The organism is Formosa undariae, assembly GCF_042427615.1.
Classification (GTDB): Bacteria; Bacteroidota; Bacteroidia; order Flavobacteriales; family Flavobacteriaceae; genus Formosa; species Formosa undariae.
Window position 1 is genome coordinate 853127 of the sequence record NZ_JBHMEZ010000003.1, and the last position, 17536, is coordinate 870662.

A 17536-nucleotide genomic window follows, 5' to 3' on the forward strand; every position below is an offset into this window, starting at 1 on the left:
ACTTATTTTCCTGCTTTAAATAAAAAAGCCTTTTCCTCTTTTGTTAGACTATCATAACCGCTTTTACTAATCTTATCTAAGATAAGGTCGATACGTTTTTGCTTATTAAAAGCATCGAATTCATCCTTTTTAAAACCAGCCATATCTTTATTCGGACGTTGTTTATGAACTGTTTTCAACGGGGATTTCTTTGTTTTAGAAAACCATCCTGTAACTTGATCTGCTAAAGCTTCGAAACCTTTTCCGATATCATTTCCTTTTTTGTATTGTACGGCATAGAAATAACCTAAAATAGCACCTCCAATATGTGCCAAATTACCACCAGCATTAGGACCTAATAACCCCAAAACATCCATACCAACTATAGCGGCACCTACAATCCATAACTTAATATTAAAAGTAAAAAAACGCAAATCCATTTGTGGCGTATAGGCACACATAAAAATTAATAAGGCCCGGACAGCAGCCGAAGCACCAACTAATCGACCTCCAGAACTAAATACATTAGGAATTAAATTATAGCCTAATAAAAATACGACAGCACCACCTATAGCACCTAAAAAATACACATTTATGGCTAGTTTTTTACTGAACAAACTTAAAAACCATTGTCCAATAAAATACAACCACAACATATTAAAAAGCATATGTATAAAGTCATAATGTACAAACGCATAGGTAATAAACGTCCATGGCGCTACTAAAAGTTCAGATAACTGGCTTGGTAATTCAAACCACTTAAGACTCGCATGCGAGGGTAATGTAGACGTTACAGCTTGCAGTATAAAGCCTATAAAAAAGACAGCAACGTTTATTGCTATTATCTTTTCTAACACATTTAAATGCGTTAATTTTTGTTTAATATCGTTATTGAGTGTATTCATAGGTTAGTCCCAACGATTTTTGTTGAATTGTGTTTTTTTCCAATACCACATAATTAAAAACCCTGTTAAAGCGCCTCCAATATGTGCTACATAAGCGGTATTACTCGGACTGAAAAAAGATTGACCTGTAACTGCCGAAATAATATCTAAAGCGATAATTCCAGGAATAAAGTATTTGGCTTTTATAGGAATAGGTAGGAAAATCATCATTAATTTAGACTCTGGATATAACATCCCAAATGCAACCAAGATGCCCATAATAGCCCCAGAAGCACCTACCATAGTTCCATTAAATACACTAACAAACTTCCCTAATTGATCTGTATTTAATACGTTAGACCAACGGGAATCGTACATCGCATATCCTGAACGTAACGTTTCTAATGTTTCTGTTTGAGAAAATCCTGCTCCTGTTAAAGCAGACATTCCTGTAGAATATTGATAATAATAATATCCTAACATTAAAAGCGCCGCGCCTAACCCCGAGGAAATATAAAAAAACAAAAACTTTTTTGTCCCAAATTGTTGTTCTACTGGAGATCCAAACATCCAAAGCGCTAACATATTAAACCCGATATGCATAAAACCACCATGCATAAACATATGTGTTAGGATTTGCCAAGGTTGGAAGGCTTCATTTTTAGGAAAATGCAGCGCAAACCAATCGTAAAACAAGGTGCCACCACCAACGGCCATAGTCCCGATAAACATAATAACATTTATGATTATAAGGTGTTTAACTGTATCGGTTATTCTATTCATAATATCTTTTTTTCTATGAAATTACATAAATTTTTTATCCAATTCATCTACCGTCATGGTGATAAATGTAGGCCTATTTGCTGGCGAAACATTGGGATCTTTACAAGCAAACAAGCTATTTACTAAGTGGTCTTGTTCGGTCTGATTAAGCGATTGTCCAGATTTAATGGCTAAACTTTTTGCCAGAGATTTTGCTAACAAATCGGCGGCACTAAAATTAGCATCTGGCACCTCATGTTCCACATCGCTTATTAATTGCTCTAATATAATACTTACTTCGCTTTCAGGAACATTTATTGGCAAACCAATTATTTCGACCATTTGATCTTCAAAATTCTGAAACACAAAACCAGCATATTCTAAATCATTTTTTAGGTTTAAAATAATATCATGTTCTTGCTTAGAGAATTGAATTTGTAAAGGAAATAACAACTGCTGACTCACAGTATCTTTCCCAGTGATATATTTTAAAAAATCTTCGTATAAAATTCGTTGGTGCGCACGGTGTTGATCGATAACTAACATCCCCGATTTAATAGCGCTTAACACATATTTATTCTGAAGTTGATATGAACTTTGTTTAGAAGTCATCTGAGTATCATCGAACAAAGAGGCTGTACTCTCTACACTTTCAAACTGAATTTCACTAAAATCTTGTGTCGACTTTGTTCCTTTAGACTCCATGCCAACATACAGACCTTCCCAACTTGAGGTTGAAGCCGGTTTTCGTCCAGAAAATGATGATGACCCCATGTTTGATCTTGAAGGTGCTATTGATTTTTCAGCATCAAAAGGGTTAAAAGAACGATCTACTTCAATTGTGGGTGTACTTGCCGATTTATTAGAATAATCGTAAGGCGTATCTAAATTCGCATCGCGATCAAAATCTAATACGGGAGCAATATTAAATTGCCCTAAACTATGTTTAACTGAAGCTCTTAAAATAGCATATAATGTATGCTCGTCGTCGAACTTGATCTCTGTTTTTGTAGGATGAATGTTAATATCTATAGTTTGCGGATTTACCTCTAAATTCAAGAAATAACTCGCATGCGTGCCATCTTTAATCAGTCCATCGAAAGCGGCCGTAATCGCATGATTTAAATACGCACTTTTTATAAATCTATTGTTTACAAAAAAGAATTGCTCGCCTCTAGATTTCTTAGCATATTCAGGTTTACCTACAAATCCCGAGATTTTTAACACATCGGTATCTTCATTTACGGGTACCAATTTTTCATTGGTTTTTGGACCAAAAATATTAACAATACGCTGTCTATAATTACTTTGTGGTAAATTAAAAACTTCCGATCCATTATGGTACATCACAAAGCTAATGCTTGGATGCGCCAAGGCAACACGCTGAAATTCGTCAATAATATGGCGTGTTTCAACCGTATTAGACTTTAAGAAATTACGTCGTGCAGGAATATTAAAAAACAAGTGTTTCACTGCAATAGATGTTCCTGTTGGAGTTACCACTACATCCTGATCTACAATCTCACTCCCTTCAATAGTTATGGTTGTACCAACTTCTTCATGCTCTTGTTTTGTTTTTAACTCTACATGAGCAATGGCCGCGATACTCGCTAAAGCTTCTCCACGAAACCCTTTGGTATTAAGCTGAAATAAATCTTCGGCAGACCGTATTTTTGAAGTCGCATGACGCTCGAAACTTAAGCGTGCATCGGTAACACTCATCCCTACACCATCGTCGATAACTTGAACCAAAGTTTTACCGGCGTCTTTTACCAATAATTTTATGGTTTCGGCTTGTGCATCTATTGCATTTTCTAATAATTCTTTAACTACTGAAGCTGGCCGTTGTACCACCTCGCCCGCTGCAATTTGATTTGCAACATGGTCCGGTAAAAGTTGAATAATATCTGCCATTATGTATTTGGAAGGAATATTGATAAATCGAATTCTATAATAAATAGAAATATAAAAATAAGAATAGCGATAATAATTAGTATACGGCGATTAGCAGAACGATCTGGCGATTCTTTTAACTCGTCAAAAGCATTTTGGAATTTAGATTTTATACCTCCAGTAGATCCAACAGTCTTTCTATAATCGTCGAACTTATGTTTCATTTCAAACGGACTCCCCTCCCCATCATTTTTAAAATGTCGAGGTGTGTACGAAAACTTTTTATTTTTTTTGCTTTTAAAAATCCCCATAATACGTGCTATAATTCATAATTATTTAAAACATACCATAAAACAATCACCAAAACAAATATAATGAGCCACCCCGATAAACGGACGCCTTTTTTACCTTGGTGCTTTCGTGTTTGTTTAAGCTCATCCCATTTAGACGACATTTCGCTAGAAGGCTTCTGCTCTTCTTTCTGAAATTTAGACTTATAACTAAACGCTTTATTTTTTCGCTGATTAAATAAATTCACTATTTAAAAACTAATCTGTGTTAATCACCAAATGTACTTAAAATTGAGAAGAAACTCGAATTGGGATTCTAAAAAAATGTTAACAAAAGCAAGGGAAGATTGTTTGTTGGCTTGAAGATTATTAGAATCAACTCTCGACTTTTCTCGAATACCGTTTAAATTTCAATATTTAATCTTTTAACGTCTTTTCAGGATTATATCTAAGCCATAAAACACCATGTTTTACTAGGGTGTTCGAGCATTAGTGAGAAATAACAGTAAGAATTTGACGAAACTAGCAAACGAAGTTTGTCGAGAACGGAATGATATAGAATCATCCAATTTTACAGCTTTTAGAAGTCAGCTTATAGATGTTAAGACTATAGAATTCTTTACTTTTCGATAAACCACACTATTGACACAGATACAAAAATTGGTAATGATGCATAATATATACTAAAATTTAGAATTAGCTATAAAATCAAAAAGCACCCCGTTACGGATGCTTTTCTCATTAATTAACACAATTAAAACATTACATATTAATTGCTTCCCTTTATTATTTGAAGTAAGTACGTTTTTTGAACCACTCCCGATTGTCTCCATACTTGTGTTCCCGATTTATACAAAATTAAAGTCGGTACACCTCTTACATTTAATTGTGCTGCTAGTTCTTGATTTTTATCGACATCAATTTTTAAAATTGAAACCGAATCGCCAAGACTATCTTTCACCGCTTTTAAAACAGGAGCCATGGCCTTACATGGACCACACCATTCGGCGAAAAAATCGACCAATACAGGTTTATCTTGCTTAATTAGTTCTGAAAATCGACTCATACCTTATCGTTTTTATAAATTTAAATTTACTACGCTTTCATCAACAAACAGTTAATCTACATCCAAAAAATTTTACTTCTTTTTAGAACATTTTGATTAAAAAAAACGCTAAAAACTTAGATTTTTTATTTGAATTAGAAATGAGATCTTAATTTATCCTAATTCAAAATTTTCTATTTTTTTAATGTCGAAGGACATACATAATTTGTTAAAGGTACACCTGCTTCTCGAATCGCTTTCATACCTCCTGCAATATCAATCAGATTATGATATCCTCTACTTTTTAATATCGAAGCTGCTATTACCGAACGATATCCTCCAGCACAATGCACGTAAAAAGGTTCGTCTTTCGGAATTTCCGACAAATGCTCGTTAATAAATTCTAATGATGCATTTTTAGCAGAATCGATATGCTCTGAAATATATTCCGTATCTTTTCTAACATCGAAAACATGTAAGGTTTCTGCTTCTAACCGTGATTTAAACGTTTCTGCTGAAATAGACGAAATAGTATCGAATTCCTTACCTTCATTTTTCCAAGACTCGAAACCGCCATTTAAATACCCCAAAGTATTATCGAATCCTACGCGAGATAAACGGATTACCGCTTCTTCTTCCATTCCCGGATCTGTAACCAATAAAATAGGCTGTTTGGTATCTTTAATTAATGCACCAACCCAAGGTGCAAATCCGCCATCCAATCCAATAAAAATAGATCGCGGAATATGACCTTTTATAAAATCGTTTTGATGGCGTACATCTAAAACTAAAGCCTCTACAGTATTGGCAACCGTTTCAAATTCATCTGGATTTAAGGCTTTTGTCCCTTTTTCAATAACAGTGTCGATATTATCGTAACCTTCTTTATTCATTTTTACATTTAGCGGAAAATATGACGGTGGTGGCGCTAAACCATCAGTAACTTCTTTAACAAATTCAGCTTTTGTCATGTCTTCACGTAAGGCATAATTCATTTTTTTTTGATTTCCTAAAGTATCGACTGTTTCCTTCATCATGTTCTTCCCACAAGCAGAACCTGCTCCATGCCCAGGATACACAATCACATCGTTTGCTAACGGCATAATTTTGGTTCGTAAACTATCATATAAATACCCCGCCAAATCGTCTTGTGTTATATCCGATTTTTGCGCTAAATCTGGACGACCAACATCGCCAAGAAACAAGGTATCTCCACTAAAAATAGCATAATCTTTTCCATTTTTATCCTTTAACAAAAACGTTGCACTTTCCATAGTATGTCCTGGTGTGTGCAGCACTTTAATAATAACATCACCCAACTTAAACTCCTGACCGTCTTCTGCGATTATGGCCTCGAACAACGGATTTGCTGTTGGTCCAAAAACAATTGGAGCCGCTGTTAATTCTGATAACGTAACATGACCACTAACAAAATCGGCATGAAAATGAGTTTCAAAAATATATTTAATCTTGGCGCCTTCTTTCTCGGCACGAGTTATATAAGGTTCTACCTCACGTAACGGATCGATTATTGCAACTTCCCCCTTACTTTCTATATAATAAGCGCCTTGCGCCAAACAACCTGTATATATTTGATCTACTTTCATAACGTTTTAATTGTACTTAAAATTACTACTCTTTTTAATATTTTACAGTAACACATGTTACATAATAAGTTCTTTAATAATGATATAACATCCCATAATTAACACAAACCAACCGAATCCTTTTTTAAGTTTTTTTCCAGGAATATAATTAGATAAATAGGTTCCCAAGTATATACCTACGACGGCTATAGCTGTAAAACTCAATAAAAAGGTCCAATCGATATCTACATTTCCTATATCACCAATAAAACCAATTAAAGAGTTAATGGCGATAATAAATAGCGACGTTCCCACCGCTTTTTTCATAGATAAATTTCCTAAAATTATTAATGCAGGAATAATTATAAAGCCACCACCTGCTCCAACAATTCCAGTAAAGAAACCAATTACAATAGCCTGATTAAAAATTAAAAGATTACTTAATTTTCTTGGTGCATGTTTATCCAATTCATCCTTTTTAGGTTTTAACATGCTTATTGATGCAATAACCATCATGACCGCAAACATAACCATTATGAAAATGTCTTTTGTCACGATAAAGCTTCCAATTTTAAATATCGATTCTGGTATCGCAGGAATAATAAATTTTCGTGTAATAAAGACCATTGTAAACGCTGGAATAGCAAAAACAGCAGCAATTTTTATATCGACTAAGCCTTTCTGGAAATTTTTATATGCACCAAAACAAGAAGACACACCAACGATAAATAAGGAATAGGCAGTTGCTGTTACAGGATTTAACAACAGGAGATACACTAAAATGGGCACCGTTAAGATAGACCCACCACCTCCGGTTAATCCTAAAACCAAACCGACAACCAATGCGCCAAAAAAACCAATAATTTGAGTAATATCCATGACTTTAATTTGGACAAATGTACTCTATCAAGAAACCTTTAGGAGTAACTTAGGTTACACAGAGTTTTGTATATTTTGTACAAAAAAAAATTTAAAGTGTTACAGGTCCAACATATGAATCTGATTGCGATGAAGTTTTAATCGGCCTTCGTTTTCTAATTTTTTAAGTAATCTTGAAATCACAACACGCGAAGTATGCAGGTCGTGAGCTATGTCTTGATGCGTTACGCTAATCATTTCGTTATGGTTAACCATTGCTTTATCCTTTAAATACTTTAGCAAGCGTTCGTCCATTTTTAAAAAGGCAATAGCATCTATAGATTCTAAAAGTTCTACAGTACGCTCATGGTAACTTTGTAATATAAAATTTTGCCAACTGCGATACTTAGACATCCACTCCCCCATTTTCTGAACAGGCACCATAATTAAAGTAGCAGGTGTTTCGGCAATTGCTCTAATTTCACTTTTAGAATTCCCCATACAACACGAAATACTCATCGTACACGTGTCGCCCTGTTCTATAAAATACAAAAGTAACTCGTCTCCTTTGTCATCTTCTCTTAAGATCTTAAGCGCACCACTAATTAATAAGGGCATATGCGAAATAGTCTGACCAATATCCATAAGCGTAAATCCTTCCGGAACCTCCTTATAGAGACCGCATTGGTTGACCTCTTCAAGCAATTCATCTTCAAACAAATAACCGTAATGTTGCTTTAGTTCTTCAATCATAATTTAGATAATAAGAGTTTAAAGATAAGTATAACTAACGATTCTTATTTTAAAATGAAACGAAATTCATCCAAAAGATATATCCTAAATTAAATAATATACAAATGGATTCTACCTAACAGAAAACGTATAATGTGTTTCCGTTTTATAAGTTTCACCAGGATTTAAAACTGTTGAAGGAAAGGCATCTTGATTTGGTGAATCTGGATAATGCTGTGTTTCTAAACATAAAGCAGAACGGTCTGCATAGCGCATTCCTCCTCCATAAGAAAAAGCTCCATCAAGAAAATTCCCCGTATAAAACTGCACTCCTGGCTGATCTGTATAAACCTCCATATAGCGACTGCTATCTTTGTCTAGAACTGAAGCAACTAAATTTACGTTCTCTTCAGGATGATTTAAAACCCATGTATGATCGTAACCTGATCCATTTTTTATTTGCGGATGATCTGCATCAATATCCTGACCTACACGTTTAGATGTGGTAAAATCGAAAGGTGTATTTTTAACAGATTCTAATCCTCCAAGCGGTATGGCTGATTTGTCTATAGGCACAAAGAAATCGGCATCAATCATAACCTCTTCATTACTTATCGTTTTTGTAAAATCTCCAGATAAATTAAAATACGAATGTTGCGTTAAATTTACTAATGTGGTTTTATCTGTCGTGGCCTGGTAAGCAATCTCCAAAGTATTATTTTCTGTAAGCGTATATATTACAGTCACATTCAGATTACCAGGATAACCTTCTTCCATATCTGCACTTAGGTAGGTTAATTTTAAGGCGACTTTATCATCATTTTCAAGAGTCTGTGCTTTCCAAATGACTTTATCAAAGCCTTTAATTCCGCCATGTAAATGGTTTGGACCGTTATTTATTGCTAATGGATAATCTATTCCGTTTAAAGAAAATTTACCTTTAGAAATTCGGTTTCCGTAACGTCCAATTATAGCACCAAAATAGGTAGGGTTACTTAAATAAGATTCCAAATTATCGTACCCTAACACAACATTTTCAAACTTTCCCGCTTTATCAGATACACTTAATTTGGTTATAATGCCTCCAAAAGTAATCACATCGACTTCCATGCCTTTTGCATTCTTAAGCGTAAAAAGATCTACTTGATCTCCTTCAGGTGTTGTGCCGTAAACTGATTGATTAATTGATACCTTTCCCATCTTAAATTTTACATTGTATTTAATGCCTGCCATAACAGCCTAACATATTTAAAGTAATCATTTTGAGGTTAAAATTAACAAAAATGAAACCAATCGCTTATAATTTTCAATTCTAAATTTATAGATTTTAGGTTTTCATTTAAATTACCTAAAACTTAATGTAAGAGATTTGGTATTTAAACGACCTCTTAACCATTCGTTTCCTTTTTATAGGTTTTATAATTTTAATAGAATAAAACAGGAATATCCCAAGTTTACGATTCGATTCCTATATCATTTATAACGTATTTAATCAACTTAAAAACTGTGCTAAATTCATTTAACTTTCTTTTAACTTCTTTTGGTTCGGTATTTTCCGAACCAACACTATATTTGCGCAAAATTAAATACTAATGGAAAATCAACTTCTTGAAGAAAAGGAAAGACTTGTAGAGAAATTAGGAGTTATCATAGAAAATAAAAATAAGTTAGCACCTGTTGCAAGCCGCATTATTTCTTATGTGATTTTAACAGGAAAAAGCGGAACCACTTTTGAAGACTTAGTGATAAACCTATGTGCAAGTAAAAGTACTATTTCTACGCACTTAAATCATTTAGTAGATTTAAAGCAACTAGAATATTTCACAAAACAAGGTGATAGAAAACGCTATTACACGGTAAGTCAATGCCACATTTTTACACACATGGAAAACATGGTTAACGCATGGACTTCTGAAAAGGAATTGCATTTTGAAATGAAATCGTATAAGAAAAAAATGAATGAATTAATTACTGATGATTCTGAAAAATTCAGTTTAGAATTTCACAACAACTACATTAGCTTCTTAGATGAAGTCACAAAATCAGTTTTAAAACTGAGAGAAAAAATAGAACACAATCAATCCAAATTATAGTATTCAAATCAAAAACAGTCATATGAAAATTAAACATTACATGATCTTATCGCTAGCTATTTTAGCGGTAACTTTTATAAGTTGTGGAGATAGTAAATCGGAACAACCACAACAAGCGCCACCAGCACCAACCTTTCCTGTTACCGTTTTACAGAATAAAACAGTAACGGCTTATCAGAATTACCCTACAAGTATTAAAGGTATTGTAAGTAGTCAGGTTAGAGCTAAAGTAAGTGGGTATATTCAGAAAGTACTTGTCGATGAAGGTGAGCCAGTAAAAAAAGGACAAATCCTTTTTAAATTAGAAACGCAATCTTTAAGTCAGGATGCAGGAGCAGCAAAAGCCCGTGTAAATGTAGCTAAAGTTGAAGTTGACAAATTGGTTCCTTTAGTAGAACAAGGTATTATTAGTTCCGTACAACTAGAAACTGCAAAAGCTAATTTAGCGCAAGCGCAAGCAAACTATAGCAGTGTAAATGCAAGTATTGGCTATGCGACAATTAAAAGTCCTGTAGATGGTTTTGTAGGTGCTATTAATTATAGAGAAGGATCTTTAATTAGTCCTAGCGATCCTACGCCATTAACAACTGTAAGTGATATTAGTAAAGTGTATGCCTTCTTTAGTTTAAACGAAACGCAATATTTAGATTTTCTAGAAAATGCAGAAGGAAAAACCTTAGAGGAAAAACTTTCTCACTACCCAGATGTAAACTTAATTTTAGCAAACGGTAGTATGTATTCTGAAAAAGGGAAAATACAAACCAGTTCTGGTCAGGTTAATCAAAACACAGGAACAGTTAGTCTTAGAGCGGTATTCGATAACCCAAATCGTTTAATTACGAATGGAAGTAGTGGTCAAATTCAGATTCCTGTAATTTACGAAGATGCTATTGTAGTACCACAAAAATCGACTTACGAGCAACAAGGAAATGTTATGCTTTACAAATTAGCAGAAGGAAACAAAACCGTAAACACTTTAATAAAAATTAAAGCTGCTATTGATGGTCTATATGTTTTAGAATCTGGAGTAAATGAAAACGATAAAATTATAGCTTCAGGAGTAGGTAAAGTTAAGAACGACATGGTTATTACGCCTCAAGAAGTTCCTTTTAGTGAAGTCACTAAGCCTATAGAAACCTTATTTAAAAACTAGAAATTCAGAACACATGTTAAAAACATTTATTGAAAGACCCGTGCTTTCAACGGTAATTTCTATTATTATAGTGATACTTGGTATCATTAGTATCAATAGTTTACCTATAGAAGAATATCCAGATATAGCACCTCCAACCATTAAGGTGACAGCATCTTATACTGGAGCCAATGCCGAAACGGTATTAGAAAGTGTTATTATTCCTATCGAGGAACAAATAAATGGTGTAGAAGGTATGACGTATATTACCTCTACAGCATCAAATAACGGTACTGCCGAAATCACTGTGTATTTTGATCAGGAGATGGATGCAGATATCGCAGCGGTAAACGTACAAAACCGTGTATCGAGAGCAAATCCTTTATTACCTTCAGAAGTAATTGCTACGGGTGTTACCACTCAGAAGCAAGAAACAAGTGCATTGATGTTTATTTCGATGTATTCTGAGAATGAAGATTACGATGCTACATTTATTCAGAATTACTTAAAAATTAACGTGATTCCTGCAATGCAACGTATTAGTGGTGTTGGGGATGTTAGTGTATTCTCTCAGCAAGATTATGCGATGCGTGTGTGGTTAAAACCTGAAAAATTAGCCGCTTATAATTTAATTCCATCAGATATTACTGCGGCTTTAGCCGAACAAAACTTAGAAGCAGCTGCGGGTGCCTTAGGTGAGAATAATGGAGAAGCATTCTCTTATGTGTTAACCTACAGCGGTCGTTTTAAAGAAAAGCAACAATATGGAGATATTGTAATTAAAGCTTTAGGAAATGGAGAATTTCTAAGATTAGACGATGTTGCTACCATCGAATTAGATGCACAATCTTATTCTTCGAACGCAATGAGTTTAGGAAAACCTGCCGTATTTATGGGGATTTTCCAAACTAAAGGATCGAATGCACAAGAAATTATTGAAAACATTAAAACCACTTTAGGGACAGTTGAAGCAGACTTACCAGACGGTTTAAAAATATTCGTGCCTTACGATACGAGTTTATTCTTAAACGCATCGATAGAAAAAGTAGTACACACCTTATTAGAAGCCTTTATATTGGTATTCTTAGTTGTATTCCTCTTTTTACAAGATTTCCGTTCTACTTTAATTCCAGCGATAGCGGTTCCGGTGTCTATTATTGGAACGTTCTTTTTCTTGAATGTTTTCGGATATTCTATAAACTTATTAACGCTATTTGCCCTAGTCCTCGCCATTGGTATTGTGGTAGATGATGCCATTGTGGTTGTGGAAGCCGTTCACGCCAAAATGGATGAAGGTGAAAAGAATCCGAAAAAAGCGACTTTAGTTGCCATGAATGAAATTTCTGGAGCGATTGTTTCAATTACTTTGGTAATGGCAGCGGTATTTATTCCCGTAACTTTTGTAACAGGACCAACAGGTGTATTCTACGAACAATTTGGTGTAACTCTAATTATTGCCATTTTAATTTCGGCAGTAAACGCTTTAACATTGAGTCCTGCATTATGTGCTTTATTATTGAAGACACACCATGAAGATGAAGAGTTAAAAAACAAAAGTAAATTACAACGTTTTTACACCTTATTTAACCGTGGATTTAATGCCACTGTCGAAAAATACGGACAGTCACTTGCCTTTTTATATAGAAAAAAATGGATTCCTGTTTTACTTTTAGTATTAGCAGTAGCTGGTATTTTCTGGGCAGCAAAAACAACACCAACAGGATTTGTACCTAATGAAGATAGAGGTATTATTTTCGCCAATATTGAATTACCTGCTGGTTCTTCATTAGACAGAACTAACGGTGTCGCTATAAGTCTTTATGAAAAAATTAAAGATGTAGAAGGTATTGCTGGTGTAAACATGATTAAAGGTAGAAGTATAATTAATGGTGCGGGATCAAATTATGGTTTTGGTATTATTAAACTTAACGACTGGAGTGAGCGTGAAGGAGAAACATTATCTTCAAATGCTATTACAGGTAAATTATTTGCAATTGCTGCCTCTATTCCTGAAGCTAATATTATTTTCTTCTCACCACCAAGTATTCGTGGATTTGGAAACTCAGCTGGTTTCGAAGTTAACTTATTAGATAAATTTGGAGGAGAGTTTGCTGATTTAGATAAGATGAATCAAGAGTTCTCTATGGCTTTAATGAAGCATCCAGAAATTAAATATGCGCAATCTTCATTTAATACACAGTATCCACAATACGAAATGGAAGTTAATGTGCCTTTAGCTAAAGAAAAAGGAGTTCCTATTAATAGTATCTTCTCTACATTACAAGGTTATATTGGAGGTGTTTATGCTTCAAACTTCTCTCGTTTTGGTAAGCAATATAGAGTATACATTCAGGCACTTCCAGAGGACAGAGCTTCAGAAAGTGATTTAAACAGCATGTTTGTTAGAACGGATTCTGGAGAAATGGCACCTATTACGCAGTTTGTAAATTTAAAACGTGTATATGGTCCACAATCAGTTACGAGGTTTAACCTATTTAATTCGACAACAATTACGGGAGCTACCAATGATGGGTTTAGTACTGGTGATGCCATTAGAATTATTGAAGAAGAAGCTGCAAAACTACCAAGTAACTATTCAATCGCATATTCAGGTTTAACACTTGAAGAAGTAAATGCAGGTAACCAAACCACATTTATTTTTATATTAAGTATACTATTTGTTTACTTCTTATTAAGTGCGCAATACGAAAGTTATTTATTACCATTCTCAGTTGTACTATCTATTCCTTTTGGAGTATTTGGAGCTTACATAAGCACAAAATCTTTAGGATTAGAAAACAATATTTATTTCCAAATTGCTTTAATCATGCTTATTGGATTACTAGCGAAAAACGCCATACTTATTGTGGAGTTTGCACTCCAACGACGGAAACGAGGTGAAAGTATTGTCGACTCGGCAATTCACGGAGCCAAAGCACGTTTACGTCCAATTTTAATGACATCTTTCGCATTTATCCTTGGATTAATGCCGTTAGTATTAGCTAAAGGAGTTGGTGCAGAAGGAAACAAAGCAATTGGAACAGGTGCTGCCGGAGGTATGCTTATTGGTACATTATTAGGTGTATTTATTATACCTATATTATTTATTTTATTCCAATGGTTACAAGAAAAAGTCTCTAGTAAACCTGCAGTAGTCGAACAAAACATAGAACATTAATCGTATGATATCAATTTTAAAACATAAAGTACTTAGTAAAATTGCGGTATTGCTTTTTGCCATGGTAACATTACAAAGTTGTTTTGTTGCTAAAGATTATGAGCAACCTCAATTTGAAGAAACTAAAGATTTATACAGAACAGATAATCTGCCAACAGATAGTATTTCTATGGCAGATGTGTCTTGGAGAGATTTATTTACAGACTCGTATTTAAATCAATATATCGAAGAAGGTTTAATAAACAATATCGATATTAGAATGGCCATTCAACAAATGGCTGCCGCTGAAGCTTATGCGAAACAAGGTAAAGCAGGATATCTGCCAACTATTGGAATTGGAGCGACAGCAACACACCAAGAATTAGCAAAGAACAGTCAGTTTGGAGCACTATTTGACGGCGCGATAGATCAGTATGAGTTAGCAGCAAACTTATCTTGGGAAGCAGACATTTGGGGAAAAATCAGAAGTGGGAAACGTGCATCAGATGCCAATTACCTACAGTCTGTAGCCGCACATAAAGCTGTAAAAACCATGTTAGTTTCTGGAATTGCATCTACGTACTACCAATTATTAGCTTTAGATGCACAACTTAAAGTGACTAACGAATCTATTGCGACTCGTAAAAAAAGTGTAGAAACCATCACGGTTTTAAAAGAAGCAGGACAAGTTAACCAAGTTGCGGTAGACCAAAGTATTGCACAATTCAATAATGCAAGTGCTTTAAAAATAGACATTGAAACGGCTATTTTTAGAACGGAGAACACATTGAATTTACTTTTAGGTAAAAGTGCAAATACCATTGCGAGAACAGAATTAGACAGTCAGACCCTAGACACAGATATGAAAGTTGGTGTACCATCTATCTTATTAAGAAACAGACCGGATGTAATGGCTGCCGAATTTGGATTAAGAAATGCATTCGAATTAACAAATGTGGCTAAAAGTCAGTTTTACCCATCTTTAACCCTAACAGCCTCTGGAGGTTTCCAGAGTTTAGATTTAAAAGATTGGATTAGTGCCAATTCTATTTTCGCGAATGTTATAGGCGGTTTAGCACAACCTATATTTAATAAACGAAGCATTAGAACGCAGCACGAGGTTGCTATTGCACAACAAGAACAAGCACTTTTAAATTTCGAAAAAACCTTGTTAACAGCAGGAAACGAAGTATCTAACAGTTTGTATCAATACGATGCAGAAAACAGAAAAATTGTTTTTAGAGAGAATGAAGTCAAGGCGCTTAGAAAAGCAGAGTCTAATTCTGAAGTCCTTTTAAATAACGGTTACGGAACATTTCTAGATTTATTAACAGCTAGAGCTACTGCTTTAAGTGCAGAACTTAATGTTGTAGATAGTAAATTACAACAATTATTAAGTGTCGTAGATTTATACGAAGCCTTAGGTGGTGGTTGGAAATAATCACAACATCTTATAATTTTATCATTAAAAGCCCTTTTCAGTTGCAAAAGGGCTTTTCTGCTTTTAAACTTCAACATAATTTTAGAAATAGTTTAAAAAACGTTGTATTTTCGACTTTATATTAAAAACCATCTCGTCAACATATAATACATGAGAAAAACAATTATTTTAACGGCCTTAGTTTTAGCTGTAATCGCGGCCATCATGGCAACACGTAGCACCTATTATTACGCTTACATTCCGGGATTATTAGCAATAGCCTTAGGTTTTTATGGTATGCAATTATCTAAAGACCATATACAACATAAAAAGACAGCTCAACTTGCCATTTTATTAGGAGGTCTTGCAATATGTCTTTCTTCTTACAACTTAATATTTTCATCTAACCCAGAAAGTATACCCTCTCAAGCAACCGAAAAGATAGAAGAATCAATTCCTGAAGAGGAAGAAGAGATGGAAGAAGATTTTAGTGACGAAGAACTAGATGCCGTAGAAAACGAAATTATGCCATCGATAAAAAAGATTGATTCGGTACCTCCTCCTGCAAATATTATTAAAAAATAAGATTTTTTATGACAATCAGACTTTACTATAAGAAAAACAAAGCAGTAGTTGCGACGGCATTATTCATGCTTATTTTTACGATTGTAGGGTGTTCTAACAACACTAAAAACCAAAACAGTTCTGAAGACACAGCACTATTAGATAGTACTTTAATTAGGGAATATGCAAATACCATTACTGCAGAAGACTTAAAACAGCATTTAGAAATCTATGCTTCAGACGAATTTGAAGGACGCGGAACAGGGACAAGCGGACAGAAAAAAGCAGCGGATTATTTGAAGCAGTTTTATATTAAAGAAAGCATTATATCTCCAATAGACGACACTATATATTTTCAAGATGTACCGGCCTCCTATTTACCAGAAAATACAGGAGAGTCAGAAAATGTGTTAGCCTTTATAAAAGGTTCGGAAAAACCAGAAGAGATAATTATTATTTCAGCCCATTTAGACCATGTCGGTATTATTAATGGTGAAATTTATAATGGAGCAGACGACGATGGTTCTGGAACGGTTGCATTGTTAGAAATTGCACAAGCCTTTAAACAAGCTGCATTAAAAGGCCACGGCCCTAAACGTAGTATTTTATTATTACATGTTACAGGTGAGGAATTAGGTTTATATGGTTCGCGCTACTATTCTGAAAACCCTATATTTCCTTTAGAAAATACAATCGCAAATTTAAATATTGATATGATTGGTCGCGTAGACGACACACATATAGATAATCCAGAGTATGTGTATTTAATAGGATCGGATCGTTTAAGCGACGACCTTCATAATACCTCAGAATACATTAACAACACCTTTTTTAATTTAGAATTAGACTATACGTTTAACGAACTAGACGATAAAAACAGGTATTACTACAGATCAGACCATTATAACTTTGCAAAGCATAATATTCCTGTAATTTTCTATTTTAATGGTACCCATGCAGATTATCATAAAGCCACAGATACGGTAGACAAAATAAACTTTCCTATGCTTCAAAAACGAACACAACTTGTGTTTGCGACCGCTTGGCAATTGGCAAACCAGTCTAACCGTCCAGCTTTAAATGAAGACATTGAAGACTAATACTTTAAAACAACACAATAGAGACTAAAACACATCGACTT

At 34.3% G+C, this 17536-nt stretch carries 16 protein-coding genes; 6 read left to right on the forward strand and 10 right to left on the reverse strand.

What is annotated here, in order from left to right:
• Positions 1 to 2: 2 nt before the first annotated feature.
• From ACFFVB_RS06870 to ACFFVB_RS06915, 10 genes are all read right to left on the reverse strand, one after another.
• Entirely contained in the window at positions 3 to 884 is an 882-nt protein-coding gene (locus tag ACFFVB_RS06870; protein WP_382381976.1) for a rhomboid family intramembrane serine protease, read from the reverse strand.
• Between the two features lie 3 nt (positions 885 to 887).
• Positions 888 to 1646 carry a rhomboid family intramembrane serine protease gene (locus tag ACFFVB_RS06875; protein WP_382381977.1) on the reverse strand — a complete coding sequence of 253 codons (759 nt, stop codon included), beginning with the start codon at positions 1644 to 1646 and terminating at the stop codon, positions 888 to 890.
• A 21-nt stretch (positions 1647 to 1667) separates the two neighbouring features.
• Positions 1668 to 3539 (reverse strand): DNA mismatch repair endonuclease MutL, encoded by a 1872-nt coding sequence (mutL, locus tag ACFFVB_RS06880; RefSeq protein ID WP_382381978.1) that lies wholly within the window; start codon positions 3537 to 3539, stop codon positions 1668 to 1670.
• Positions 3539 to 3829, reverse strand: a complete 291-nt coding sequence (locus ACFFVB_RS06885; RefSeq protein WP_382381979.1) for a riboflavin synthase subunit beta — start codon at positions 3827 to 3829, stop codon at positions 3539 to 3541. Before ACFFVB_RS06885 ends, mutL begins: the two co-directional genes overlap by 1 nt.
• An 8-nt stretch (positions 3830 to 3837) precedes the next feature.
• Positions 3838 to 4056, reverse strand: a complete 219-nt coding sequence (locus tag ACFFVB_RS06890) for a hypothetical protein (RefSeq protein WP_382381980.1) — start codon at positions 4054 to 4056, stop codon at positions 3838 to 3840.
• A 521-nt stretch (positions 4057 to 4577) separates the two neighbouring features.
• Complete coding sequence (trxA, locus tag ACFFVB_RS06895) at positions 4578 to 4874, reverse strand: thioredoxin (RefSeq protein ID WP_382381981.1); 297 nt, start codon at positions 4872 to 4874, stop codon at positions 4578 to 4580.
• A gap of 173 nt (positions 4875 to 5047) precedes the next feature.
• Positions 5048 to 6460 (reverse strand): MBL fold metallo-hydrolase, encoded by a 1413-nt coding sequence (locus tag ACFFVB_RS06900; RefSeq protein ID WP_382381982.1) that lies wholly within the window; start codon positions 6458 to 6460, stop codon positions 5048 to 5050.
• A 57-nt stretch (positions 6461 to 6517) separates the two neighbouring features.
• Entirely contained in the window at positions 6518 to 7318 is an 801-nt protein-coding gene (locus ACFFVB_RS06905; RefSeq protein WP_382381983.1) for a sulfite exporter TauE/SafE family protein, read from the reverse strand.
• 99 nt (positions 7319 to 7417) lie between these two features.
• A complete protein-coding gene (locus ACFFVB_RS06910; RefSeq protein ID WP_382381984.1) occupies positions 7418 to 8050 on the reverse strand; it encodes a Crp/Fnr family transcriptional regulator in 633 nt (210 codons plus the stop codon).
• Positions 8051 to 8161: 111 nt separating this feature from the next.
• Positions 8162 to 9262: an aldose epimerase family protein gene (locus ACFFVB_RS06915; RefSeq protein WP_382381985.1), complete on the reverse strand. Its 1101-nt coding sequence runs from the start codon at positions 9260 to 9262 to the stop codon at positions 8162 to 8164.
• Positions 9263 to 9621: 359 nt separating this feature from the next.
• Between ACFFVB_RS06915 and ACFFVB_RS06920 the strand changes: the two genes are divergently transcribed.
• The 6 genes from ACFFVB_RS06920 (at position 9622) to ACFFVB_RS06945 (ending at position 17495) form a co-directional block, all read left to right on the forward strand.
• Positions 9622 to 10122 carry a GbsR/MarR family transcriptional regulator gene (locus tag ACFFVB_RS06920; RefSeq protein WP_382381986.1) on the forward strand — a complete coding sequence of 167 codons (501 nt, stop codon included), beginning with the start codon at positions 9622 to 9624 and terminating at the stop codon, positions 10120 to 10122.
• Between the two features lie 22 nt (positions 10123 to 10144).
• On the forward strand, positions 10145 to 11275 hold the full coding sequence (locus ACFFVB_RS06925; RefSeq protein WP_382381987.1) for an efflux RND transporter periplasmic adaptor subunit: 1131 nt from the start codon (positions 10145 to 10147) through the stop codon (positions 11273 to 11275).
• Positions 11276 to 11288: 13 nt separating this feature from the next.
• Positions 11289 to 14432, forward strand: a complete 3144-nt coding sequence (locus ACFFVB_RS06930) for an efflux RND transporter permease subunit (protein ID WP_382381988.1) — start codon at positions 11289 to 11291, stop codon at positions 14430 to 14432.
• Between the two features lie 4 nt (positions 14433 to 14436).
• Entirely contained in the window at positions 14437 to 15852 is a 1416-nt protein-coding gene (locus ACFFVB_RS06935) for an efflux transporter outer membrane subunit (RefSeq protein WP_382381989.1), read from the forward strand.
• A 150-nt stretch (positions 15853 to 16002) separates the two neighbouring features.
• On the forward strand, positions 16003 to 16416 hold the full coding sequence (locus ACFFVB_RS06940; protein ID WP_382381990.1) for a hypothetical protein: 414 nt from the start codon (positions 16003 to 16005) through the stop codon (positions 16414 to 16416).
• An 8-nt stretch (positions 16417 to 16424) separates the two neighbouring features.
• A complete protein-coding gene (locus ACFFVB_RS06945) occupies positions 16425 to 17495 on the forward strand; it encodes a M28 family metallopeptidase (protein WP_382381991.1) in 1071 nt (356 codons plus the stop codon).
• Positions 17496 to 17536 lie beyond the last annotated feature (41 nt).

What these genes read in the sequence shown, in the direction of transcription:
- ACFFVB_RS06870 (WP_382381976.1), bottom strand. Translation starts at nt 884, where the DNA reads ATGAATACACTCAATAACGATATTAAACAAAAATTAACGCATTTAAAT.
- ACFFVB_RS06875 (WP_382381977.1), bottom strand. Translation starts at nt 1,646, where the DNA reads ATGAATAGAATAACCGATACAGTTAAACACCTTATAATCATAAATGTT.
- mutL (WP_382381978.1), bottom strand. Translation starts at nt 3,539, where the DNA reads ATGGCAGATATTATTCAACTTTTACCGGACCATGTTGCAAATCAAATT.
- ACFFVB_RS06885 (WP_382381979.1), bottom strand. Translation starts at nt 3,829, where the DNA reads ATGGGGATTTTTAAAAGCAAAAAAAATAAAAAGTTTTCGTACACACCT.
- trxA (WP_382381981.1), bottom strand. Translation starts at nt 4,874, where the DNA reads ATGAGTCGATTTTCAGAACTAATTAAGCAAGATAAACCTGTATTGGTC.
- ACFFVB_RS06900 (WP_382381982.1), bottom strand. Translation starts at nt 6,460, where the DNA reads ATGAAAGTAGATCAAATATATACAGGTTGTTTGGCGCAAGGCGCTTAT.
- ACFFVB_RS06905 (WP_382381983.1), bottom strand. Translation starts at nt 7,318, where the DNA reads ATGGATATTACTCAAATTATTGGTTTTTTTGGCGCATTGGTTGTCGGT.
- ACFFVB_RS06910 (WP_382381984.1), bottom strand. Translation starts at nt 8,050, where the DNA reads ATGATTGAAGAACTAAAGCAACATTACGGTTATTTGTTTGAAGATGAA.
- ACFFVB_RS06915 (WP_382381985.1), bottom strand. Translation starts at nt 9,262, where the DNA reads ATGGCAGGCATTAAATACAATGTAAAATTTAAGATGGGAAAGGTATCA.
- ACFFVB_RS06920 (WP_382381986.1), top strand. Translation starts at nt 9,622, where the DNA reads ATGGAAAATCAACTTCTTGAAGAAAAGGAAAGACTTGTAGAGAAATTA.
- ACFFVB_RS06925 (WP_382381987.1), top strand. Translation starts at nt 10,145, where the DNA reads ATGAAAATTAAACATTACATGATCTTATCGCTAGCTATTTTAGCGGTA.
- ACFFVB_RS06930 (WP_382381988.1), top strand. Translation starts at nt 11,289, where the DNA reads ATGTTAAAAACATTTATTGAAAGACCCGTGCTTTCAACGGTAATTTCT.
- ACFFVB_RS06935 (WP_382381989.1), top strand. Translation starts at nt 14,437, where the DNA reads ATGATATCAATTTTAAAACATAAAGTACTTAGTAAAATTGCGGTATTG.
- ACFFVB_RS06940 (WP_382381990.1), top strand. Translation starts at nt 16,003, where the DNA reads ATGAGAAAAACAATTATTTTAACGGCCTTAGTTTTAGCTGTAATCGCG.
- ACFFVB_RS06945 (WP_382381991.1), top strand. Translation starts at nt 16,425, where the DNA reads ATGACAATCAGACTTTACTATAAGAAAAACAAAGCAGTAGTTGCGACG.